Below are 21,439 nucleotides of genomic sequence, written 5' to 3'. Positions count from 1 at the left end.
GTGGGCCCGGCCCCCGTGCGGGGCCGGGCCCTTGGCCGGTGGTTCTCAGGCGGCCGCCGGGAGGGCGGGCTCCGGCCGGGCGGGCAGCGGGATGCCGAAGTCGCGCAGCAGGGCGGTCGCGGCGCGGCGGGCGGAGTGCAGGGCGCCCTGGACGGTGTTGGAGTCGCGGTGGTCGCCGCAGACGTACAGCCCGGCGAGGACCCGTACGGGCCGCTGCCTGTCGTGGGGCGGGGGCATCGCGGGAACGGCCTCCGGGGTGTGGTGGACGGCCAGCAGCTCCCAGTCCCGCGTCGGGGTCTCGTAGAGCCGGGCCAGCCGGGAGGCGACGGTCCGGGCGGGCGGCGGCGGGCCGTGCACGGTGGTGGTGACCAGGCTGCGGCCGGCGGGGGCGCGGGTGGGGTCGGTCGCGCTCATCACGGTGGTGTGGGCGATCGGCCACTTCGGGTCGGCGTCCAGGAGCAGGGAGCCGTCCCAGGGCAGGGGTTCGGGGGTGGCGTGGTGGATGACGGTGACCTCGTGGAAGGCCGGGACGCGGAGTCCCGGGAGGAGTTCGGCGGCGGCGCGGGCTCCGGTGGCGAGCAGGACGGCGCGACAGCCGAAGTCGCCGTGCTCCTCGGTGGTGACGAGGTTGGTCGCCACCGAACGTACCCGGATGCCGGTGCGGACGGTGCCCGGGGGCAGGGCCGCGGCGAGCAGGCCGGGCAGGGTGGCGGCGCCGCCCTCGGGCACGGCGAGCCGGCCTCTGGCGAAGGTGCGCAGCGCGAGGTCGGCGACGCGGCTGGAGGTGGTGAGCTCCGGGTCGCGGAGCAGGGTGGAGAGCAGGGGGCGCAGGACGCCGGTCACGGTGCGCGGGGGCAGGCCGCGGGAGCCGAGGGCGGCGAGTGCGGTGCGTTCGGGCCGGGCGAGGACGCGTTCGAGGGGGAGCGCGGCGAGCCGGCCGAGGGCGGCGCTGAAGCGGGCCTGGTCGAGGGAGCCGCTGGCGAGCGCGCGGGCGGGGGTCAGGGCCCCGGCCCGCTGCTGCCTGCCGTCGGCTCCGTGCACCAGGACGCCGGGGGCGAAGGGGCGCAGGACCAGTCCCGTGAGGCCCGGGGTGCGGGCGGGTTCGGTGTAGGCGGTGTTGAGGAGCTGGCCGACGCGGTCGAGCCGGAACCCGTCGGCGGTTTCGGTGGCCATGCGGCCGCCGGGGTCGTCGGCGGTCTCCAGGACGCTGACGGTGACCCCTGCGGCGATCAGGTGGTGCGCGGCCGCGAGTCCTGAGACTCCGGCTCCTACGATGACGACGTCCGCGTGATGTGCGGCATGGTGTGAGCTGCTGAGCACGTGCCCCTCCCCGAGGTCGGCGCGGCTGTGTGGGGATCCTCCTTCCCCCAACGGGCTCCAGGAGAACCCGAGTCCGGCTTGGGATTGCGCACAACTCCGGTCGCACGACGGTCGCACACGGGTCACGAACGGTCGCACACGATCGCGCCCCTGCTCCCGCCTTTACCTGTTGATGGCCGCCCTGATCGACTCCTCGATGCCGGGGTACGTGAACGTGAACCCGGACTCCACCAGCCGCGCGGGGCGCGCCCGCTGACTGCCCAGCACGTCCTGCGAGAGCTCCCCGAGCACGAGGCGCAGGGCGGGAGCGGGGACGGCGAACAGGGCGGGGCGGCGCAGGACGCGGCCCATGGCGGCGGTGACCTCGCGGTTCGTCAGGGGCTGCGGGGCGGTGAGGTTGAAGGGCCCGTCGAGGCCCGGGGTCTCCAGCAGGAACCGCAGGGCGGCGACCTCGTCGTGGAGGGAGATGAACGACCAGTACTGGCGGCCGCTGCCGAGCCGCCCGCCGAGGCCGGCCCTGAAGATCGGGAACATCCGCCCCCAGGCCCCGCCCCCGGCGGCGACCACCAGCCCGGTGCGGGCGAACACGGTCCGGATCCCGGCCTCCCGGGCGGGGGCGGCGGCGGCCTCCCACTCGACGCAGACGGAGGGCAGGAACCCGCTTCCGGCGGGGGCGGTTTCGTCGACGGCCCGCTCCCCCGTGTCCCCGTAGTAGCCGACCGCCGACCCGCACACGAACACCCCCGGCGGCTCGTCCATCGCCGCCACCGCCCGGGCGAGGGCGCCGGTCCCCAGCACCCGGCTGTCGCGGATCTCCTTCTTGTACGCGTCCGTCCACCGGTGGTCCCCGACCCCGGCCCCGGCCAGGTGCACGACGGCGTCACACCCGCGCAGCCCGCCGGGGTCGACGTACCCGCTGCGCGGATCCCACCGCGCCTCCCCCTCCGCGGCGGGGTCGCGCCGCACGAAGCGGACGGTGTCGTGCCCGTCGGCGCGGAGGGAACGGACGAGGGCCTTGCCGATGAGTCCGGAGGCTCCGGTGATGGCGATGCGCATGGGGTCAGTCTTCCCTTTTCGACGCCCCGCTCGCGCGGCTCGGCGCCGGGGCGCCACGCCTTTCCCACGCGCCGCTCGCACGGCTCGGCCCCTGGGGGCCTCCCCGGCTTCGCGCCGCTGCGCCGGACTCCGTCCGTCGGACCCGCGGCGGCGCCGGACGGAGCGGGTCGCCTACGGCCGGATCACCCGGCTCCCGGGCCTTCCCCGAACGCCGCCACCAGCGACTGCGCGAGTTGCTTCAAGCCCATGTCGTTGGCACGGAGCTCGATCTCCACGAACTCCTCCGCGTCGTCGTAGGAGTCCTCCCGCGTCGGCAGGTACGCCATGCCGAAGTACCGCGCGACGGCGCTCTGTTCCTGCTGGGTGAGCGTGCCCCACTCTCCTCGGGGGCCACCGCACGCCCTGGACACGGCGGCCAGGCACGCGATGATGGCGCGCATCTCGCTTCCGCCCCACTCCTCCCTCATCCACCGGTCGAAGTTCTTGTCGAAGCGCGCCTGTTCCCTCCTCGTCACCGTGCGCATCACCATCTTCGCCACGATCACCAGCTGCTCTTCCGCGTGCCTGTTGACCATCCCGGTCCCCCTCTACTTCGATCGTCCGGTTACTTCGATCGTCCGGTCCGCCGGTTCGAGCCGGGAGCGTCCTTGAAGCCGGCCGCGCCGGCCAGCGGACCGAGCCCCCGCGAGAGCCTGTCCCGCAGCCCGGCCAGCGCCGCCCCCGCCCCCTCGTGCCCGCCGCGGGCAGCCGTCTCGTACCACTTCATCGCCTCGGTGGCGTCCCCCAGCCGGTCCTCGTACAGGAGGCCGAGCCAGAAGGCCCCGAACACGCTGCCGTGGTCGGCCGCCTTCCTGTACCAGTGCATCGCCTCCTCGACGCCCCGGTCGGAGGTGTCCGAGAAGAGTTCCCCCTGGAGCCTCGCCCGTGTCCGGCCCTCCAGGACCAGGCCGAGCCGGGCCATCGCGTCGGCGTGCCCCAGACCGGCGGCCGTCCGGTACAGCGACTCGATCTCCGCGAGGCGCCCGGCACCGTCCAGGCCGTTCTCCAGGGCGAGGGCGGCCGCGTACGTCTCCTCGGCGTCCGGGCGGGGTGCGGAAGGGCCGGCCCCCCGGCGGATTCCGCCCCGGGGGTGGGCGCTGTTGCGGGCGAGGACGAATTCGGCCGCGTGGTCGCCGAAACGGCTGCCGGGCGGGGGTTTGCCGTCGCGGACCAGCGCATGGGCGACGTCCTGGAAGATCGGACCGAGGGCGAGGCCGGCCGGCCCGCCCGGTACGCCCCGCTCGATGAGGTCGGCCAGGTACTTGGTGAAGTAGGTCTGGGGGCGCGGGCTCTCCGCCGCGCTCTCGAACCAGGCGGTGCTGAACTCCCCGCTGGCCATCAGCAGGCAGAAGCCCGGCGAACGGGGCATGTCGTCCGCTCCCGAGAGCCTGCCGTCATGGCCGGCGGCGAGGCCCGCGAAGCAGCAGTCGAGAATCGCGATCTTCGTGGCCGCCCGGCTCGTACGGAAGGCCTGGCGCACGGCGTCGAAGGTCAGGCTGCTCGTGGTCCGCAGGACCGGGTCCGGGCTGGACTCGCCCAGTGCGAGGCAGAGCCTGTCGTCATTGTCGTACTGGCCGTGGCCGACGTAGTAGAACAGGGCGACGTCCACGGCGTCCTGCAGCCCCAGCACCAGCTCGTGCGGCAGGTCGCCCGGCCTGGCCCGGTTCTCGACGACGGACACCCGTTCCGCGGGCCAGTCGCCGCACAGCGGGCCGGTCAGCAGGTCCCGCATCCGCCGCAGGCTGTGCTCCGCCGCGGGCACCGGCCGCAGGTGACGGTAGTCCCAGGTGCCGATCAGGACCGCCCGTGACCGCGAGAAGTCACGGTCCAGGGCGTCAGGCATCCAGGGCCTTCTCCACGATGGACATCGCCTCGTCGGTGTTGGACGCGGTGACGGTCACCGTCTTCCCGGCCGTCCTCACCGTGACCGTGACGGTGGAACGGCGCGAGCGGATGAACGCCGGCAGCGTCCTGACGGCCACGGCGAGCGCCCCGCTGCCCACGGCCGTCACCTGGAGGACGTCCCAGACGCCCAGCTCCCCCTCCCCGGGGCTGCCCGGGGTCTGCTCGACGTCCACGCCGGGGACCCGACGCAGGTGATCGCGCAACGAACGCAGCTCGCCGGGGTCCGACACGGACACCTCGGCACGACGTAAAGCTTCCTCCACCAGCCCGCCCCCTCGCTCCCCCACCGGACGGCACACCGCTCCGCGGCCGCCCCCACACCATCCCGGCGGGTCGGTGCACCGTCAACCGTTCCGGAGGAGAATCCGGCACCGCGTTCCGGAACGTCCGGCAGCGGGGAACACCGGCGCACGGCCCGCCCCGCGGCCGGCGCGATCACGGATCAGCCGGCGCCCAGCCAGGTGCCCACCGCGTACGTGACGGCCATCGCGACCGCCCCGCCCAGCACGTTGCGCAGGACCGCCCTCGGAACAGGGGCTCCGCCCAGCCGCGCGCTCACCACCCCGCACAGCGCCAGCGCCCCCAGCACCGCCACCACCGTCACCGGCACGCGCCACGACGCCCCCGGCAGGACCACCGCCAGCAGCGGCAGCACCGCCCCCACCGTGAAGGCGACCAGGCTGGCGAGGGCCGCGTGCCACGGGTTCGCCAGCTCGTCCGGCTCGATCCCCAGCTCCACCCGGGCGTGCGCCCGCAGCGCGTCCCGTTCCGTCAGCTGCTCGGCGGCCTCCCGCGCCAGCTCCCGGCTCAGGCCCCGCGCGGCCAGCAGCTCCGTCAGCTCGTCCAGCTCCGCTTCCGGCTCCTCCGCCAGCTCCCGCCGCTCCAGGTCCAGCGCCGCCCGCTCGGAGTCCCGCTGCGAGCTGACCGACACGTACTCCCCCGCCGCCATCGACAGCGAGCCCGCGAGCAGCCCGGCCACGCCCGCCGTGAGGATCACGGTGCGCGAGGTGGTGGCGCCCGCGACGCCGACGACCAGGCCGGCGGTGGAGATGATCCCGTCGTTGGCGCCGAGCACCCCCGCCCGCAGCCAGTTCAGCCGGGTGCTGATCGCCGCGCTCTGCGTCTCCGTCACGCCACCACTGTCGCGGCCCGCGCCCGGCAGGGCCACCCGGCGTGCGCGGCCCGGGCCGCCGTACCAGGGTGGAGGGGTGAGACGCGGACGGGAGGAGCCGGGCTGGCTGCAGGGGGCACCGCCGCCGCGCTGGGCCCGGATCGCGCCCGCGGTGGCCCTGGTCGCGCTCTGCCTCACCCAGTGGACCACCCGCACGGAGGAGCTGGGCTACTTCCTGGCGGCCCTGCCCGCCGTGGCCGCCTTCGCGTACGGGCCCGGCGGCACCGCCGTCTTCGCCACGGTCGTGCTGCTCCTGCTCGGCGTACCCGAGCTCAGGGTGGGCCACGCCCGCGGCAGCGACCTGGCCACCGTGGCCACAGTCGGGCTGCTCAGCGTGATCATCGCCTGGGTGCGGCGGCGCCGGGACGCCCAGCTGGTCAACGTCCGGACGGTCGCCGAGGCGGCCCAGCTGGCGGTGCTGCCGCCGGTGCCGGAGCGGGTCGGCCGGGTGCGCTGCGCCGGCCTGTACCGGGCCGCGCAGCAGGGGACGCTGGTCGGCGGCGACCTGTACGACGTACGGGCCGGGCCGTACGGGGTGCGGGCGGTGGTCGGGGACGTACAGGGGCACGGGCTGGCCGCCGTCGGCACGGTGGCCTCGCTGCTCGGCGCGTTCCGCGAGGCGGTCCTGGACGACCGGGGGCTCGCGGCGGTCGCAGCCCGGCTGGACCGGCGGCTGGCGGCGGACGCGGCCGCGGCCTCCGAGGCGCACCCGGAGCTGTTCGCGACGGCGCTGCTGCTGGAGTTCCCGCCCGGCCTGGACCTCGTACGCATCGTGTCGTGCGGGCATCCGCCGCTGCTGCTGCTCCGGGAGCACACGGTCACGGAGGTGGCCGTGGAGCCCGGTCCCCCGCTGGGCCTGGGGCTGGCCGGGCCCGCCCTGCCGGCGGTGGCCGAGCTGCCGCTGCTGCCGGGCGACCGGCTGCTCGCGCACACGGACGGGGTCACCGAGGCCCGCGACGCGGCCGGGCACTTCTACCCGCTGGCCGTCCGGATCCCGGTACTGGCGAACGACCCGGCCGGTCTGGTCCCGGCGGTGTGGCGGGACCTCGCGGCCTTCACCGGCGGCGGCCCGCGCGACGACGTGGCGTTGCTGCTGCTGTCGCCCGAACAGCGGTTGCCGGGTGGCGCGGGGCGCACCTAGTTTCAGGGGGCATGTACTGCGCGCCACCGTCCCGACACCCGTGGGAGCCGCCATGTCCATGCCGATGCTGCTGATCAGGGGAACCTTCCGCGCGAAGGGCACCCAACCCGACGGGGACACCCTCTCCTTCACTCCGGACGACGTGGCCGACTGGAAGCGCGTACCGGGCGCCCGACCGGTGGTACCCGGAGCCTTCGGCAACGCCTCCATCCGCCTGGAGAGCGTCGACGCCCTGGAGACCCACTACGGCGACAAGAAATCGCCCTCGGGCGTACAGCACCAGCCCCTGGAGCTGGCGCACGCGGCCGCGGACGCGCTGCTGAAGGCGGTCGGCTTCACCGACTTCCACCGGGTCGGGGACAAGCCCGCGGGCGGGGGCGGGACAGGGACCGGGGGCGGGAGCGGGGGCGGGCCCGGAAGCGGGACGGGGAGCGGGGCCGGGAGCGGGAGCGGGGCCGGAGGCACGACCCGCGACGATGCCGAGAAGATCACCAGCACCATCCCGGAGACCGTCCAGGGCTGGATCCTCACCCGCGGCGCCGACGTCTTCGGCCGGTGCGTGGCCCTCGTCGGCACGGGCCTGCCGCCCGCGTTCAACGGCTACGAGGTCGACGTGGACGACAAGGTGCTGGAGAAGACGGTCAACTACCAGCTGATCAAGGACGGCCTGGTCTACCCCACCTACTACAGCGGCTTCTCCGAGGTGCTGCGCGCGTCCCTCAGCGCGGCGGCCGCGGAGGCGCGGGAGGCGGAGAAGGGCGTGTGGAAGGAGGACCGGACCCTCAAGGGGGCCGAGGTCGTCGCGCTGCGCTCGCTGACCGACGACAACGGGGCCGTGATCCTCCCGAAGCTCTTCCGCCGGCTGAAGGACTACCTGGACCTGGAGCCGAGGAACCCGTCCCTCGCCTGCTTCCGGGCCTACCTGGCGGGGGCCTGGGAGGATCGGTTCTACATCCAGGGCAGGCCGGGCGTGTTCAACGGCATGCACCACGTCGTCGAGGTCGACGGGCAGGTCGTGAAGATGACCCACGGGCCGACGGAGATCGTCTTCGTGGAGAAGTGAGAGCGGCGGCCGGCCTGCGCCTTCCCCCGGCCGGCCGCCGCCCGAAAAACGCGCCCGCGCCTCAGCCGCCGTTGGCCACGATGAAGGCCCGGACCATCCGGCAGGTGACGTTCGACGGCCGGTGGATCCCCACCCGGACCGCCATCGTGCGTATCTTGCGGTTGGTCGCGCGCTTGGCGTCGTACGTCCCCGTGTCGAGCAGGGAGATCGCGAGCCGCATCGCCTTCAGACGGCGGTTGTGGTTCTCGTACCACTCGCGGGGCAGGCCCGCCGGCAGCGGCTTCTTCTTGGGCATCGAAATGATCGCGGCAGCGGCCATCTACAGCCTCCCAAACGGTAGTTGGCTTCCTGTCGTTCTCCTTCGATTTTACCGGGGGGCACTGACAAAAGCCCTGGCCGGACAGAGTCTGACTACCCTTGCGGGCATGGAGATCTGGATCAATCCCGCCTGTTCGAAGTGCCGCAGCGCGCTGACCCTGCTGGACGCGGAGGGCGCCGACTACACGGTCCGCCGCTACCTGGAGGACGTACCGTCCGAGGACGAGATCCGCGAGGTGCTGGGCCGCCTCGGGCTGGAGCCGTGGGACATCACGCGCACCGCCGACGCCCTCGCCAAGGAGACCGGCGTACGGGACCTGCCGCGCGAGGAGACGGACGAGGCGCGGGCCCGCTGGATCGCCCACCTCGCCGCCCACCCGAAGCTGATCCAGCGCCCGATCATCACCGCCGAGGACGGCACGGCGGTCGTCGCGCGCTCGGAGGAGGCCGTCCGCGAAGCCCTCTCCCGCTCGGGCACCGGCCGCGAATGACCAGGACGGCCACCCAGAACTGAACAAATACGGCAAATTCTGCCTGTTCTGCAACCGGACGGTACGTTCTCCCATCAGGACTGACAGGGAGATACCTCCGCTCGCCCGCTGGGCAGCCCCGACCGCTCGGAGTGAAGTTCGTTGCAGCAGCAGTACCCGCAGACATCGCCGTACGCGCAGCAGCCGCAGCCGTCGTACGGGCACCCGCCCATGGGCCACGGCGCCGGCCACGGCGCCGGCGCCGGCCACGAGCAGCTGTGCGTGCACTGCGGGCAGCCGCCGTTCGGCCCGCGCCGCCCGAAGCGGTCCAGGGCCAAGCTCTGGATCGGCGGGGCCGTGGTCGCCGCGCTGCTCGCCGGCGGGGGCGGCTACGCGTACTGGGGGACGGACTGGTTCGACGGCAACGGCGAGGACGTCACCTTCGCCAAGCCCAAGGCTCCGGGCAAGGACGCGGCGGGCGGCGGCGGCGCGGCCGCGACCGGCCCCGACCCGGACATATCACTGCCGACCGGCCCCGCCGCACAGTTCAAGCAGTCGAGCAAGCTCGACGACGGCACCCGAATATCGAAGACCCGCCTCAAGGGCGCCAAGTCCGGCTTCGAGGGCGACGTATGGGTGTGGACGCCCAAGGAGTACGACGAGGCGAAGTACGCCAACAGCGCCTTCCCCGTGATGATCGCCCTGCCCGGCGGCAACGGCAACCCCGACAACTACTGGGCGACCATGCCCAACATCGGCCTCCAGAAGGCGATAGCCGAGTCCTCGGCCAAGGGCACGGGGCTGCCCTTCATCCTCGTCATGCCGCTCCTCAACCCCGACAGCAAGAACTACTACGACGGCTCCGACATCCCCGGGCAGCCGAAGATGGGCACCTGGATCGCCGAGGACGTCCCGGACCTGGCCAAGGCCAACTTCCGCACGTACAAGTCCCGCGACGGCTGGGCCATCATGGGCAACTCCTCCGGCGCCTTCGTGGGCCTCAAGCAGGTCATGCAGCACCCGGAGAAGTTCCGCGGCGTGATCGCGAACGGCGGCGAGACGGCCCCCGACTCCCCGCTGTGGAAGGGCAACAAGGCGGAGATGGACGCCAACGACCCCGCCAAGCTGGCCCAGAAGCTGATCCAGTCGAAGGGGCCGGAGGTCTACGTCAACTTCCAGTACGGCACGAAGGAGGGCGGCCGCGACCGGCTGGAGAAGTTCCAGCGCGAGAACGGCAAGGGCCCCATCAAGATCGACCTCTACGAGATCCAGGGCGGCGACCACAACGGCTGGGACTACGTCCGCGGCATGAAGGAACAGGGCCTGGCGGCCCTGAGCAAGGTCATGAAGGGCCCGAAGCCGAGCGGTTCCTGACGGCCCTGGCGGCCCTGACGCCCCTGGTGTTCGCGACGTTCGCGCCGTTCGCGCCGTGCGCGACGGTCAGGCGGAGGGCGATCTCCTCGGGTGCCGTCAGCGGCAGCGCGTGGTGCGAGACCCCGGCCAGTACGTCGACCCGCGCGCCCGGCAGCGCCCGGCGCGCGGCCGCGGCGGCCCGGCGGGGGTCGTGGCAGCGGGCCCGGCCGGCGAAGAGGACCTCCACCGGTAGGCCGCCGAGCCCGGCCAGGTCGGGGCGCGGACCGGTGACCGGCCGCACGGTGGGGAAGGCGGCCGTCTCCTCCTGGAGCCGCGTCCAGGCGGGGTCGAGCGCCGCCCCGCCGGTCTCCCAGCCCAGGAAGGACCGGATCCGGGCCGGGGTGGGTCGCACCAGCATCGGCAGCGCCCGCAGCACGTAGCCGGGGCGCAGCCCGGCGAAGACCCGGGTCGGGTCGAGCAGGACGAGCCGGTCGAGCCGCTCCGACCGCCGTGCGGCGGCGTGGGCGGCGATCCAGGCCCCGTAGGAGTGCCCGGCCAGGGTCACGGGCCCGCCACCGAGGCCGTCGAGCAGCGCGTCGAGCCAGGCGGTGAGGTCCCCGACGCGGCGCACCGCCCGCCCGGGCGCCGGCACGCTGAGCCCCGGCTCCCCCACCAGGTCCACGGCGTGCACCCGCCGGTCCCGCCCCAGTCCGGCCGCCACACAGGCCCCCCACACGGTGGAGGTGGCCCCGCCGCCGGGCAACAGCACCAGCGGGGGCGCCGAGCCGTCGGCGGGGCCGCAACTGTTGACGCGGGTGACCCCGTACGGGGTGGGCACGTCGACGGCCTCGACTGGGACGGGCCACTGGGCGAGGGCCTCGTCGTAGGCGGTGCGGAAGGAGGTTCGGGACACGGTCGACTCCAATACCTCGCTGGGCAATAATCTCGCTCAGCGAGAGATATTAGAGGGGAGCCATGTGGACGACAACCTTGAACTGGTGCACCTGCTGCGCGCGGTGACCGTCGAATTCGGCCTCCGCCAGGCGGAGTTCGCCGCCACCAACGGCATGCACCCGACCGATGTACGGGCCCTGATCTGCCTCCTGGACGCGGCCCGCGCCGCCGAACCCGCCACCCCGGGCCTTCTGGGCACTCGGCTCGGCCTCAACTCGGCCGGCACCACGGCGGTGGTCGACCGCCTGGAGCGCCTGGGCCACGTGGATCGCGTCCGCGACCCCGCCGACCGCCGCCGCGTCCTCATCCAGGTCCGCCCGGAGGCAATCGCCCTGGGCCAGGAGTTCTTCGGCCCCATGCTGAACGGCGTCCTGGAGGCCCTGACCCCCCTCTCCCCCGCCGAACGCACCACGATCCGCCACTTCCTGACGGCAGCCCGGGAGGCCTTCACCCCCTGAGGGCGCGCCGGAGCGGAGGCGAAGTGGCGTTTCGGCTGGTGAAAGGGATGGGCCGAACGGGTGAGGCCGTCGTTTCTGCGCTGTCCCGGGGACGTGTGGGGCGCCTAGAACGGTCACCATGATCAAGAACCTCGTGAGGCGCGGTCTGCCCGCGCTCGCCCTTGCCCTCCTGCCCGTCCTGACCGCCGTACCGGCCGCCGACGCGACCCCCGCCAACGCTGCCGCCGCGTCCGCCAACGCCCTCCGGAGCGACGCCCACTTCTACGCCCCCGCCACCCTCCGCAAGAACCAGGCCTGGACCTCCGGCAACGGCCGGACCGTCCTCCGGGTCCAGGAGGACGGCAACTTCGTGCTCTACAAGGACGGCCGCCCGGCCTGGCAGGCCCCGAACGTCTGGCCCAAGGCCGCGACCGCCGTCATGCAGGAGGACGGCAACTTCGTCGTCTACGACAGCTCCGGCACCCCCGTCTGGGCCGCCGGCACCTGGTCCAAGGGCCGCTACCTGGCGGTCCAGGACGACGGCAACGCCGTCGTCTACGACGGCTCGGGCCGCCCCGTCTGGGCCACGAACACGGGCGACTGAGCGCTAGCGGTACGCAGGGGCCTCGTCCGGGGTTGGGCGGGGCCCTTTCCGCGTGCGGGGGTGGATGTGGCGGGGCGGGGGTGGGGGGCGCGGTCCCCTCGGGCGGTCTCGGAGCAGGTTGGGGGCTTCCCGTCAGTCCCATCGTCCTTCCGCGTCGGGCCGGCCTGTCAAGGGCGCTCCTTCGTCGCGTCGCTACGCGATGTCGCTTCGCTCCACCCTTGACAGACCGACCCGCCACGGAAAGCCGAAAGACTGCCGGGAAACCCCCAAAAGAACGGCACGGTCCAGAGGGGGAGGGGCGGCCGTATCAGCGATGAGGCGAGGGCCGGGCGTCGGCGCGCTGGGCATCCGGGCCCGTCCGGTTCTGGTCCCGCGCCGGGTGCGCGACAACCTGCACGAGAGGTTGACCAGAGGAGCCCGGGAAGCCCCCGGACGCGACAGATCGCTACGCGCTCCTCATTTCTCGGCGTCCGACGACCGTCTTGGGCTGATACCTGCACGTGAGGACGAACAGGGCAGCGCGGGAAGCGCATGGGCGCGTCAGATCGCTACGCGCTTCCCTGATCTCGGCGGCCGGCGGCCTCGTCGCCAAAGGCCGGGACGGTCAGCCGACGAGGTGTTCGTAGAGCGCCTGGTGGCCTTCAGCGGTGGGGTGGATGCCGTCGACGAGGAGGTCGGTCCTCTCGCGCAGGGGCTCCCACATGTCGACGAAGTCGACGTGGTTGTCGGCGCACCAGGTCCGCAGGGTTTCCCGCAGCCTCAAGGCCCGGTCCCGGGTGAAGCGGAGACCCTCGTAGTCACCGGTCCGCTCTTCGTCCAGCCAGATCGGCCCCAGGACGACCAGGCGCGCGTTGTGGGCGTGGGCGGTGGCCGAGAGCGTGTCCAGACCGTTCGTGATGTCCGTCAGCCCATCGGCGTCCGGCGTCGCGAGGGGTACGGCAGAGTCGTTGATCCCGGCCGCGAGCAGGATGGTGTCGGGCAGGCGGGGGGCCAGGAGAGGGGGCGTCTGCTCGCTCACGGCAGCCAAGGTGCTGCCGGGTATGGCGAGGTTGAACACCCGGTGCGCGGTCTCGTCCTCGGCGATGTGGGAAGCCGCCAGCCGGGCGGCCCAGCCGCCCTGCGGGTCGCAGCGCCCGTACGCGATGCTGTCGCCCACGATCACGATCCGCGCCGCCGGCTGAAGCGGCTTGGCATCCAGGTAGGCCCAGGCGCTCTCCCCGGAAGCGAGCAGCACCCGGCGCCGCGCGTAGTCGTCGACCTCGTAGTCGTCGGCGGCCGCGAGCTCCTCGTCCGTGAGTTCAAGAACGACCCCCTCGACCACGCTGCCGATCCTGCGCTCCAGGATCAGGTGCACGTCGAGTCCACTGGCGGCGATCACGTCCGGATCGGTGATCTTCAGCGACCTGGTCGCGTACCCGGCCAGCGCGGCGGGACGACTGGGCACGACCTGGCCGAAGAGGGCCGTCTGGACCTTGGGGTCCATCAGCGTGCCGAACGAAAAGAGGACGTGGGGGCGCGAATCGCTCACGATGAGGCTTTCTCCAGAAATCGATCAGCTGTGTGATCAAGGTACCGACTCCCGTCCGCGCCCTGGGCTGCCCTGGTCGTCCTCTCGTGCAGGTATCAGCCACAGGCGGTCGGCGGACGCCGAGACATGAGGAGCGCGTAGCGATCTGGCGCGTCTGGGGGCTCCGCAGGGCGCTCTGATCGGCCATTCGTGCGGGTTGCCCCCCGGCCCGGAATCGGGACATCTGAGGGGTCCGATGCCCGGCGGGGCGGCGCCCGACCGCTCGCCTCATCGCTGCGACACCCGCCCCTTGCCCTCTGTCCGGTGACCGTTTCTTTGGGGGTTTCCCGGCAGTCTTTCGGCTTTCCGGTTCGGGCCGGTCGGTCAAGGGTGGCCGAAGGCCATCACGAAGTGACGCGACGAAGGAGCGCCCTTGAGGGACCGGCCCGAACCGGAAGGACGATGGGACTGACGGGAAGCCCCCAACCTGCTCTGAGACCGCCCGAGGGGGTACCGCCCACCCGACGCCCCGCTCCCCGCCTTCACACCGCCCCCACCCCCCTCCCCCTTAGGGTGACCCGAGTAGCAAATAAGGACGAACCGCCACCAAAGGACCACCCCTCATGCCCGACCAGCAGCACCCCCAGGCCTCCGCCCGCACCCCGACCCCGCAGCCCACCTCCCACCACAACCACCACAACCACCACCACCCCCGCGGCGCCGACTGGATGTTCGGCGGGGTGTACGGGACCGTGCTGGCCAGTGCGCTGTTGGCCGCGCTGGACGAGCGGGGCGGGCGTTACACCCCGCTCGCCGACGCCGCCTGGATCCTGGTCACCGCCGCCGCCGCGGCCCTCGCGCACGGGTACGCGCACCACATGGCCGACCACGGGGCCGGCACCGCCGCGCACCGGTGGCGGTTGCTGGCCCGGGCGTTGTGGAACGAGTGGCCGATGATCGCGGCCACCCTGCCCACCCTCCTCCTGCTCACCCTCGCCGAGCTCGCGGGCTGGGAGCCGTACGGGGTGACGGCGGTCGGGCTCGGCCTGAACACCGCGCTGCTGTTCGCCTGGGGGGCCTTCGTGGCGCTGCGGGTGGGCTACCGGATCACCTCGGCGCTGCTCATCGGCCTGGCGGACGCCGCGATCGGGCTGGTGATCATCGTCGCCAACGCCCTCATCAAGTAGGCGGCCGGCCACCCCACGGGCAGCCACCCACCCCTCGTCAAGCGGGCAGCTGCCCCTCCGCCTCCGCCAGGATCTCCGTCAGCCGGGCTCCGAACTCCGCCCCGCGCGGGTCCGGCACCCCCGTCCGGGCGGCGTCGAGGAGTGCGTCGAGGGCGCGTCCGTAGGCGCCGGGTACGTCGCTCCAGTCCGGCAGCGAGAAGACGCCCTCGGCCCCGCGCAGTTCCACCCCCACCCCCGCGGCCGCGCGCGGCGCGCCCAGGCTGAGCACGGCGGTGCTGGCGGCACCGGAGGCGTGCCGCAGGGCCAGCTGGACCACGTCGGACGGGCCCCTGGTGGCGTTGACGGCGGTGACCTCGCCGAGCACCGGGATCAGGACGGACAGGGCGTGCGGGCCGACGTCCCACAGGCCGCCCTTGGCCTTGCGCCAGGGCGAGTCGGCGTACGCGCTGGGCTCGCCGCCGGGCGGGAAGACGGCGCCGAGCCAGTGCGCGGAGGCGGTGAACCAGCCGGAGCGCCCGGCCTGTTCGCGGACCCACCCGGCGGTCGGCTCGGCGAAGCGCAGCGTCAGGAAGACGACGGAGGCGACGCCGTGCGCCGCGGCGGCGTCGGCGACGGCGCGGGCGTCCTCCACGGTCGTGGCGACGGGCTTGTCGAGCAGGAGGTGGCAGCCGGCGGCGGCCGCTCGTACGGCGAGCGGGGCCTGTACGTCGGGCGGGAGGGCGAAGGCCACGACGTCGCAGTCGGCGAACAGCGCGTCGGGGTCTTCGTACACCTTCACGCCGTACGCGTCGGCGAGCTCGGCCGCGGGTCCGGGACGCCGGCCCCAGACTCCGGCGAACTCGGAGCCGGTGTGCGCGGCGAGGGCGGGGGCGTGGGTGCGGCGGGCCCAGGGGCCGGTGCCGAGCAGGCCGACGCGGGGGCGGGCGCGGCGGGGGCCGTCGCCCGGACCGTCACCGACAGAGTTCAAATCGTACGAAATGCTCACCCGCTCAGTCTGCCCCACCCGGACGGATGTACGGTGACCGACTCGATCAAGCCACCCCACCTGCGGCGTAAACCCCGGTAACACAGGGTTCACACATGGGCAACGGATGAGAAATCGCCACGGGGCACGCTGCGGTCAACACCGCAGCGCGCCGCAGCGTCCCGCAGCACCCGCAGCCCCACCCGCAGAGTCAGGATGGTCCCGTGAGCTACAAGGCTGAGTACATCTGGATCGACGGCACCGAGCCGACGGCGAAGCTCCGCTCCAAGACGAAGATCCTCGCGGAGGGTGCGGAGCTGCCGATCTGGGGCTTCGACGGTTCGAGCACGAACCAGGCCGAGGGCCACGCCTCGGACCGGGTCCTCCAGCCGGTCTTCTCCTGCCCGGACCCGATCCGCGGCGGGAACAACGTCCTCGTCCTGTGCGAGGTCCTCAACATCGACATGACCCCGCACGAGTCGAACACCCGCGCGCTGCTGCGTCCGGTCGCGGAGAAGTTCGCCCCGCAGGAGGCCATCTTCGGCATCGAGCAGGAGTACACCTTCTTCGACGGCGTCCGCCCGCTCGGCTTCCCGGTGGGCGGCTTTCCGGCGGCGCAGGGCGGCTACTACTGCGGTGTCGGCTCGGACGAGATCTTCGGCCGCGACATCGTCGAGAAGCACCTGGACCACTGCCTGGCCGCCGGCCTGGAGATCTCCGGCATCAACGCCGAGGTCATGCCGGGCCAGTGGGAGTTCCAGGTCGGCCCGCTGGGCCCGCTGGAGGTCTCCGACCAGCTGTGGATCGCGCGCTGGCTGCTGTACCGCACGGCCGAGGACTTCAACGTGTCGGCGACGCTGAACCCGAAGCCGGTGAAGGGCGACTGGAACGGCGCGGGCGCGCACACCAACTTCTCCACGAAGGCGATGCGCGAGGACTACCGCGCGATCATCTCGGCGTGCGAGGCGCTGGGCGAGGGCAGCAAGCCGCTGGACCACGTCAAGAACTACGGCGCGGGCATCGACGAGCGCCTGACGGGGCTGCACGAGACGGCCCCGTGGAACGAGTTCAGCTACGGCGTCTCGGACCGCGGCGCGTCGGTCCGCATCCCGTGGCAGGTGGAGAAGGACGGCAAGGGCTACATCGAGGACCGCCGCCCGAACGCGAACGTGGACCCGTACGTGGTGACCCGCCTGATCACGGACACCTGCTGCACGGGCCTGGAGAAGGACGGCCTGGTCTGACGGGACCGGACCCGCCCGACCCGCCCGACCCGGCCGACCCGGCCGCGCACACGGCCCGGCGCACACGGCGGCGCCCGCCTCCCCCTCCCGGAGGCGGGCGCCGCCGTTGTCAGTGGCGCCTGTCACGGTGTCCTCATGAACACCGAGCACACGGACCACGCGATCCGCCCCGTCCGGGTCCACACCGAACCCGGCCACCACCACGACCTCTCCGGCCCCGGGAGCCGCGGGCCGCTGTCCGCCCTGGTGGCGGGCATAGGCGGGGACGGCGACCGGTTCCTCGTCGTGAACCGGGTCCCGGACGACCCGGACGTCTACGTGCAGGTCTGGCACGAGACCGGCGGCGGCTACCAGTTGGAGCACCGCGCGGGCGCTCCCGACCGGCACTTCCAGGCTTTCGTGGACACCCCGGAGGAGGTGGTGGAGGTGATGCTCCGCTGGGCGGCCCGGGAGGAGGGCTGGGACCGCGGGCCGGCCTGGGAGCGGCTGGACTTTCCGGTCGAGGAGGTGGCTCCGCTGGACCCGGTGGTGGAGGAGGAGCTGACGGAGGCCGTGCGGGGCTGGCTGCGTTGCGGGTACGACGACCGGGCGGCGCTGACGGAGAACGCCGAGGAGTACCTGGTGTCCGGCGACGACCGGCCGGTGTCGCGGGCGCAGGCGGCGGAGCTGGTGGACCGGCTGTGGCGGGAGCGGGTCGCGGAGCAGGCGGGCTGGGCGGGCGAGACCGACCCGGAGCGGCTGACCCGGGCCTTCGAGGCGCTCGGCGCGAGCGGGCTCACCGCGCGGGAGAACTTCACCTGCTGCCGGACCTGCGGCCTCGGCGAGATCCACGCGGACGGCGAGGAGGACGCGCGCGGCTTCGTCTTCTTCCACTCCCAGTGCACGGAGGGGGCGGCCGACGGCGGGGACCTCTGGCTCCTCTACGGGGGCTTCGAGCCGGACGAGGAGCTGACGGTCTCCGTGGGCCGGGAGGTGGTCGCGGCGCTGGACGGCGTGGGGCTGTCGTGGACGTGGGACGGATCGGCCCACGATGCGATACGCGTGACCGGACTGGACTGGCGGAAGCGGCTTTCCGGCTGACGGTATGTCGGGATTGTGACGGGCTGACGAAGACTTGACGACGGAATATGAGATTCCGCTCCACGAAGTGAGACGCTGCCTGCCCAGGGCCCCGTGTTTCTGCTTCAATGGCGCCCATGGCCAGCCATTCGTACTTCCCGACAGGTCGCAGCGACCTGGAGCCGTTCTGGCCGTCCCGTCAGGATCACGACTTCGACCGGGTGTGTTGCCGCGCCGAGAACGCGCCGGCCCTCTAAAGCCTCCGGGACCCTCTCACCAGACCCGCCCCGGGGCCTTCGGTCTGCGCGGTACGCAACGACTACGTGCACTCGCACATGCACACGTACGTCCTCTGCCGATCACTCCGCGTGAAAGAGCTGACCACTCATGACGAACACCCGTTCCTTCGCTTCTGCCGCCTCCGCTGCGACCTCCGCCCCCCTGCCCTTCCCGCCCAGTCCCCGCCACCGGCTCCGCGCCGTGGACCGGGACGAGGTGGCCCGGGTGGTGGACCTGCTCCCGCCGGGCGCCACCTGGCTGCCCGCGCCCCAGCACGCCGTTCCCACGCTGCCGGGCCAGCCCCCGATGGTCGGCTACCTGGTCCTCGTACCGGCCGACCAGCAGCAGATCGCCTTCGCCCCGCAGTCCGTTCCCGTGCCCGTCCCCGGACCGGTCCCGCACGCCCAGCCTGCGGCCGAGCCGTCGACGACCGCCGGAGACGCGCTCGTGCGGATCGACTCCGCGCAGCGCACGGCCGAGGTCGACGGCGAGCTGCTGGACCTGACCTACCTGGAGTTCGAGCTGCTCGCCCACCTGGTGGCCCACCCGCACCGGGTGCACAGCCGGGACCAGCTGGTGACCACGGTGTGGGGCTACGGGCACGTCGGCGACGGCCGGACCGTCGACGTCCACATCGCCCGGCTGCGCCGCAAGCTGGGCGCGGCGCACCGCGGCGCCATCCAGACGGTCCGCCGCGTGGGGTACAAGTACACGCCCTGACACCTGCCGTACAACGGCGGTGGGCCCGTACGCGCTCTCGCGCGTACGGGCCCACCGCCGTTCAGGCCGCGGCCGCGGCCCCCGTCACGCGGCGGCGTCGGCGGCGGCCCCGCGACGGCGTGCGGCGAAGCCGACGGCCAGGTCGATCACGAGGAAGGCCAGCAGGCTGAGCCCCAGCAGCGGGACGAACCAGCCCACGACCGCCGTCGCGCAGGCGAACGGCAGCAGCACGGTCACCGGCAGCCTGCGCCAGGCGCCCCGCGGCTGGGCGCGGCCGACGGAGCGGCGGTCCTCCTTGACGGGGCGGCGCATCCACCACATCCGGTAGCCCCACACGACGAGGAACATCACGGCGACGGCGAGGGCGGCCAGGGCGATCTGGTTGGCGATGCCGAAGGTCAGGCCCATGTGCAGGTCGATGCCGAAGCGGGTCAGCTGGGCCAGCAGCGGGTAGTCCGCGAAGCGGAGCGTGTCCATGACCCGGCCGTCGGCGGGGTCGACGGCGACGGAGTCCAGGTGGACCGGCAGCGTCTTGTCGTTCTCCTTGATCACGTAGCCCTTGCCCTTGGCGGGCAGGGTGACGCGCAGGCTCTCGGTGACCCCGGCCGCGCGGGCGGCCTCCACGGCCCTGTCGATGCCGATGTCGGCGACGGGGGCCGGCGGCGGCATCTCCATGCCCTCGGTCATGACGTGCCCGGCGTGCTCGTCGCCGCCGTCGGCGGCCCCGCCCGTGCCGGGGTTCAGCTTGGCGGCGACGGAGGGGGTGGCTCCGCCGACGCGGTCCTGGAGCTCTCCGATGTTCTTGCCCGCGTAGTTCGACCAGGTCAGGCCGGTCGCGGAGAGGCCGACGAGGCCGACGGCGGCCCACAGGCCGACGGTGCCGTGCCAGGAGAGGGTCTTGCGGCGGCCGGTGGCCTTGCGGTCGGGCAGGACGAGGTCGGCCTTGCGGGCGCGGCGGCGGCCGATCCACAGGGCGAGGCCGCCGAGGGCGACCACCCACAGCCAGCTGGCGGCGAGTTCGCTGTAGTTGCGGCCGAACTCCCCGAGCTGGAGGCTCGCGTGGAACTCGCTCAGCCAGGCCCGCAGCGGCAGCGCGTCACCGGAGGTGGTCAGCTGCCCGCGGACCTCGGTGGTGTACGGGTCGACGAAGACGGTGAGGGTCTCACCGTCTCCGAGTCCCGGCTTCTCCATGATCACGCGGGTGGTCGCGTCGGCCTCGGGGGCGGGCCACACGGAGAGCACCTTGCCCTCGGGAGCGGCGGCCCGGGCGGCCTTCACCTGGGTGCCGAGCGGCACGGCGCGCTCGCCGACGTCGTCGACGGTCAGCTCGTGGGAGTAGATGACGCGCTCGGCCTGCCACGAGCCGGCGTACAGCAGGCCGGTGGCGGCGGCGAGGAAGAGGAACGGGGCTATCAGCAGTCCCGCGTAGAAGTGCATGCGCAGGAGCAGCGGGCGCAGTGCGGCCCAGCCGCCGGTGCGGCGGGCGGCCTTGGCCGGGGCTCCGGCCGCTGCGGCCGGTGCGGGCGCTCCGGCGGTGTCGGGTACTTCGGCCGTGTCGGGTACTTCGGCGTCCCGCGCGGGGCCGCCCTGAAGTTCGTCAAGGGACATGTCGGTCCTCGGGTGTCGGCGAAACAGAGGGGGGACCGGCCCCGGGTTCTGCTCCGTCCGACGCCCGGGAGCGCGCCGGTCAGGCGCGCGCGGGGTGCGGAACGGGTGCCGCCGATGCCGCTGCGGCCGGTGCGTGCGCGCGCGAAGGCGCGCACCGGCGGCCCGTGGCGGCGCGGTGTGCGCACGCGGCGGGGGCCGTCGGCCGGGCGGGGCTCTGGCGGCACGGCCTCGGGGCCGTGCTGTGGGTGTCTCGCCGCCCGGGCGGGCCGCGGCGGACCGCGGTGTGGGCGTGTACGGCTCCGCGCAGCCGGCGCGGGCGTTCGTACGCGGGGCGGTGTGCGGGCGGGGCCGGTTCGGGGGCCGGCCGGGTGCGCAGCAGCGCGAGTACGCGGGCGAGCGGCCGGGCGGCCAGCAGCGCGGTGGCGCCGAGGGCTCCGGCGAGCCGGAAGACGGCGGCCTCGCCCCAGGCGAGCCAGGCGGCGCAGAAGACCCCGGCGAGGACGTGCGCGGCGATCATCCCGAGACCGCCGTGCCCGGCCATGCCGGCCATGTCGGCCATGCCGCCGCCCAGACCGCCGAGGCCGTCGGCCATGTCGGGCATGCCGCCCGCCATGCCGCCCGTGCCGTCCGGTCCCGCGAGGGCGTCCATCCGCATGCCGGGCACGTGGTGGTGTCCGGGCATCGGCTCCGGCTCCGGTGCCGGGGCGTGGGCGGTGTGCCCGTGGCCCGACGCCTGGCCGGCGGAGAAGGCGAGGTGCAGGACGCCTTGTACGGCGAGCAGCGCGGTGGTGATCCCGACCGGTCCGCAGCGCCGTCCGGCGGCGGCCCAGGCGAGGGCGCCGGTCACGGCGAAGGCGGCCAGCAGGCTGCCGAGGGGGACATTCATCCCGGACATGTACGAATGCCCCACCGCACCCAGTGCCACGCACACGGCCGCGAACATCGCGGCCCGCGTACCGCGCATCGGCGCACGGGGTGGGGATTCAGTCATGTTCCGGTCATGGTCTCACGGGGCCCGCCGCCGCCCGCAAGAGGGCCGT

General features: G+C 73.6%; 22 protein-coding genes. 10 read left to right on the top strand and 12 right to left on the bottom strand.

Annotated elements, in window-relative coordinates:
• Positions 1-45 precede the first annotated feature (45 nt).
• From OG553_RS24135 to OG553_RS24110, 6 genes are all read right to left on the bottom strand, one after another.
• Complete coding sequence (locus OG553_RS24135; RefSeq protein WP_405980986.1) at positions 46-1,320, bottom strand: FAD-dependent oxidoreductase; 1,275 nt, start codon at positions 1,318-1,320, stop codon at positions 46-48.
• Between the two features lie 162 nt (positions 1,321-1,482).
• Positions 1,483-2,376 (bottom strand): TIGR01777 family oxidoreductase, encoded by an 894-nt coding sequence (locus OG553_RS24130; protein WP_405980985.1) that lies wholly within the window; start codon positions 2,374-2,376, stop codon positions 1,483-1,485.
• A 182-nt stretch (positions 2,377-2,558) separates the two neighbouring features.
• The gene (locus OG553_RS24125; RefSeq protein ID WP_405980984.1) at positions 2,559-2,951 is read right to left on the bottom strand and encodes a hypothetical protein; all 393 of its coding nucleotides are present in this window, start codon (positions 2,949-2,951) and stop codon (positions 2,559-2,561) included.
• 29 nt (positions 2,952-2,980) lie between these two features.
• Entirely contained in the window at positions 2,981-4,258 is a 1,278-nt protein-coding gene (locus OG553_RS24120; RefSeq protein WP_405980983.1) for a caspase family protein, read from the bottom strand.
• A complete protein-coding gene (locus OG553_RS24115; RefSeq protein ID WP_405980982.1) occupies positions 4,251-4,583 on the bottom strand; it encodes a hypothetical protein in 333 nt (110 codons plus the stop codon). The genes OG553_RS24120 and OG553_RS24115 overlap by 8 nt, the downstream gene beginning before the upstream one ends.
• Before the next feature lie 179 nt (positions 4,584-4,762).
• Positions 4,763-5,452: a VIT family protein gene (locus OG553_RS24110; protein WP_405980981.1), complete on the bottom strand. Its 690-nt coding sequence runs from the start codon at positions 5,450-5,452 to the stop codon at positions 4,763-4,765.
• A gap of 76 nt (positions 5,453-5,528) precedes the next feature.
• On the opposite strand from OG553_RS24110, the gene OG553_RS24105 reads away from it, so the two are divergent.
• Entirely contained in the window at positions 5,529-6,632 is a 1,104-nt protein-coding gene (locus OG553_RS24105; RefSeq protein ID WP_405980980.1) for a PP2C family protein-serine/threonine phosphatase, read from the top strand.
• A gap of 52 nt (positions 6,633-6,684) precedes the next feature.
• Positions 6,685-7,695 (top strand): nuclease, encoded by a 1,011-nt coding sequence (locus OG553_RS24100; protein ID WP_405980979.1) that lies wholly within the window; start codon positions 6,685-6,687, stop codon positions 7,693-7,695.
• Positions 7,696-7,756: 61 nt separating this feature from the next.
• Here OG553_RS24100 and OG553_RS24095 read toward each other — a convergent pair whose 3' ends face one another.
• Complete coding sequence (locus OG553_RS24095; protein WP_007263742.1) at positions 7,757-8,014, bottom strand: hypothetical protein; 258 nt, start codon at positions 8,012-8,014, stop codon at positions 7,757-7,759.
• A 106-nt stretch (positions 8,015-8,120) separates the two neighbouring features.
• On the opposite strand from OG553_RS24095, the gene OG553_RS24090 reads away from it, so the two are divergent.
• Both OG553_RS24090 and OG553_RS24085 read left to right on the top strand, forming a co-directional pair.
• Complete coding sequence (locus OG553_RS24090) at positions 8,121-8,504, top strand: ArsC/Spx/MgsR family protein (RefSeq protein ID WP_405980978.1); 384 nt, start codon at positions 8,121-8,123, stop codon at positions 8,502-8,504.
• 141 nt (positions 8,505-8,645) lie between these two features.
• Positions 8,646-9,857 carry an alpha/beta hydrolase gene (locus OG553_RS24085; protein ID WP_405980977.1) on the top strand — a complete coding sequence of 404 codons (1,212 nt, stop codon included), beginning with the start codon at positions 8,646-8,648 and terminating at the stop codon, positions 9,855-9,857.
• On the opposite strand, the gene OG553_RS24080 is transcribed toward OG553_RS24085, so the two are convergent.
• Complete coding sequence (locus OG553_RS24080; protein WP_405980976.1) at positions 9,826-10,749, bottom strand: alpha/beta fold hydrolase; 924 nt, start codon at positions 10,747-10,749, stop codon at positions 9,826-9,828. The genes OG553_RS24085 and OG553_RS24080 overlap by 32 nt on opposite strands.
• A 64-nt stretch (positions 10,750-10,813) precedes the next feature.
• Here OG553_RS24080 and OG553_RS24075 point away from each other — a divergent pair, with 64 nt between their 5' ends.
• Together OG553_RS24075 and OG553_RS24070 are read left to right on the top strand one after the other, a co-directional pair.
• A complete protein-coding gene (locus tag OG553_RS24075) occupies positions 10,814-11,248 on the top strand; it encodes a MarR family winged helix-turn-helix transcriptional regulator (protein ID WP_405980975.1) in 435 nt (144 codons plus the stop codon).
• Between the two features lie 118 nt (positions 11,249-11,366).
• Positions 11,367-11,831 (top strand): hypothetical protein, encoded by a 465-nt coding sequence (locus OG553_RS24070; protein ID WP_405980974.1) that lies wholly within the window; start codon positions 11,367-11,369, stop codon positions 11,829-11,831.
• Positions 11,832-12,435: 604 nt separating this feature from the next.
• Here the strand turns inward: OG553_RS24070 and OG553_RS24065 are convergent.
• The gene (locus OG553_RS24065; protein WP_405980973.1) at positions 12,436-13,359 is read right to left on the bottom strand and encodes a GDSL-type esterase/lipase family protein; all 924 of its coding nucleotides are present in this window, start codon (positions 13,357-13,359) and stop codon (positions 12,436-12,438) included.
• A gap of 602 nt (positions 13,360-13,961) precedes the next feature.
• On the opposite strand from OG553_RS24065, the gene OG553_RS24060 reads away from it, so the two are divergent.
• Positions 13,962-14,525, top strand: coding sequence for a hypothetical protein (locus OG553_RS24060; protein ID WP_405980972.1), 564 nt, complete (start codon positions 13,962-13,964; stop codon positions 14,523-14,525).
• 37 nt (positions 14,526-14,562) lie between these two features.
• On the opposite strand, the gene OG553_RS24055 is transcribed toward OG553_RS24060, so the two are convergent.
• Positions 14,563-15,492 (bottom strand): Gfo/Idh/MocA family protein, encoded by a 930-nt coding sequence (locus OG553_RS24055; protein WP_405980971.1) that lies wholly within the window; start codon positions 15,490-15,492, stop codon positions 14,563-14,565.
• Positions 15,493-15,713: 221 nt separating this feature from the next.
• Between OG553_RS24055 and glnII the strand changes: the two genes are divergently transcribed.
• The 3 genes from glnII (at position 15,714) to OG553_RS24040 (ending at position 18,791) form a co-directional block, all read left to right on the top strand.
• A complete protein-coding gene (glnII, locus tag OG553_RS24050) occupies positions 15,714-16,733 on the top strand; it encodes a glutamine synthetase (protein WP_405980970.1) in 1,020 nt (339 codons plus the stop codon).
• Positions 16,734-16,868: 135 nt separating this feature from the next.
• Positions 16,869-17,813 (top strand): DUF6891 domain-containing protein, encoded by a 945-nt coding sequence (locus OG553_RS24045; RefSeq protein ID WP_405980969.1) that lies wholly within the window; start codon positions 16,869-16,871, stop codon positions 17,811-17,813.
• A 366-nt stretch (positions 17,814-18,179) separates the two neighbouring features.
• Positions 18,180-18,791: a winged helix-turn-helix domain-containing protein gene (locus OG553_RS24040; protein WP_405980968.1), complete on the top strand. Its 612-nt coding sequence runs from the start codon at positions 18,180-18,182 to the stop codon at positions 18,789-18,791.
• A gap of 84 nt (positions 18,792-18,875) precedes the next feature.
• Here the strand turns inward: OG553_RS24040 and OG553_RS24035 are convergent, their stop codons facing one another.
• Together OG553_RS24035 and OG553_RS24030 are read right to left on the bottom strand one after the other, a co-directional pair.
• Complete coding sequence (locus OG553_RS24035; RefSeq protein ID WP_405980967.1) at positions 18,876-20,399, bottom strand: PepSY-associated TM helix domain-containing protein; 1,524 nt, start codon at positions 20,397-20,399, stop codon at positions 18,876-18,878.
• Between the two features lie 79 nt (positions 20,400-20,478).
• Entirely contained in the window at positions 20,479-21,390 is a 912-nt protein-coding gene (locus OG553_RS24030; protein ID WP_405980966.1) for a hypothetical protein, read from the bottom strand.
• Positions 21,391-21,439: the final 49 nt, after the last annotated feature.

Origin of the sequence: Streptomyces sp. NBC_00158, from assembly GCF_045160885.1 — a bacterium.
Classification (GTDB): Bacteria; Actinomycetota; Actinomycetes; order Streptomycetales; family Streptomycetaceae; genus Streptomyces.
The sequence above is the reverse complement of the archived record's forward strand: the minus strand, read 5'-3'. Positions and strand labels throughout refer to the sequence as shown.

Coding starts and splice junctions, on each gene's coding strand:
- OG553_RS24130 (WP_405980985.1), bottom strand. CDS start 2,376: ATGCGCATCGCCATCACCGGAGCCTCCGGACTCATCGGCAAGGCCCTC.
- OG553_RS24125 (WP_405980984.1), bottom strand. CDS start 2,951: ATGGTCAACAGGCACGCGGAAGAGCAGCTGGTGATCGTGGCGAAGATG.
- OG553_RS24120 (WP_405980983.1), bottom strand. CDS start 4,258: ATGCCTGACGCCCTGGACCGTGACTTCTCGCGGTCACGGGCGGTCCTG.
- OG553_RS24100 (WP_405980979.1), top strand. CDS start 6,685: ATGTCCATGCCGATGCTGCTGATCAGGGGAACCTTCCGCGCGAAGGGC.
- OG553_RS24095 (WP_007263742.1), bottom strand. CDS start 8,014: ATGGCCGCTGCCGCGATCATTTCGATGCCCAAGAAGAAGCCGCTGCCG.
- OG553_RS24090 (WP_405980978.1), top strand. CDS start 8,121: ATGGAGATCTGGATCAATCCCGCCTGTTCGAAGTGCCGCAGCGCGCTG.
- OG553_RS24070 (WP_405980974.1), top strand. CDS start 11,367: ATGATCAAGAACCTCGTGAGGCGCGGTCTGCCCGCGCTCGCCCTTGCC.
- OG553_RS24060 (WP_405980972.1), top strand. CDS start 13,962: ATGCCCGACCAGCAGCACCCCCAGGCCTCCGCCCGCACCCCGACCCCG.
- OG553_RS24045 (WP_405980969.1), top strand. CDS start 16,869: ATGAACACCGAGCACACGGACCACGCGATCCGCCCCGTCCGGGTCCAC.
- OG553_RS24040 (WP_405980968.1), top strand. CDS start 18,180: ATGACGAACACCCGTTCCTTCGCTTCTGCCGCCTCCGCTGCGACCTCC.
- OG553_RS24035 (WP_405980967.1), bottom strand. CDS start 20,399: ATGTCCCTTGACGAACTTCAGGGCGGCCCCGCGCGGGACGCCGAAGTA.
- OG553_RS24030 (WP_405980966.1), bottom strand. CDS start 21,390: ATGACTGAATCCCCACCCCGTGCGCCGATGCGCGGTACGCGGGCCGCG.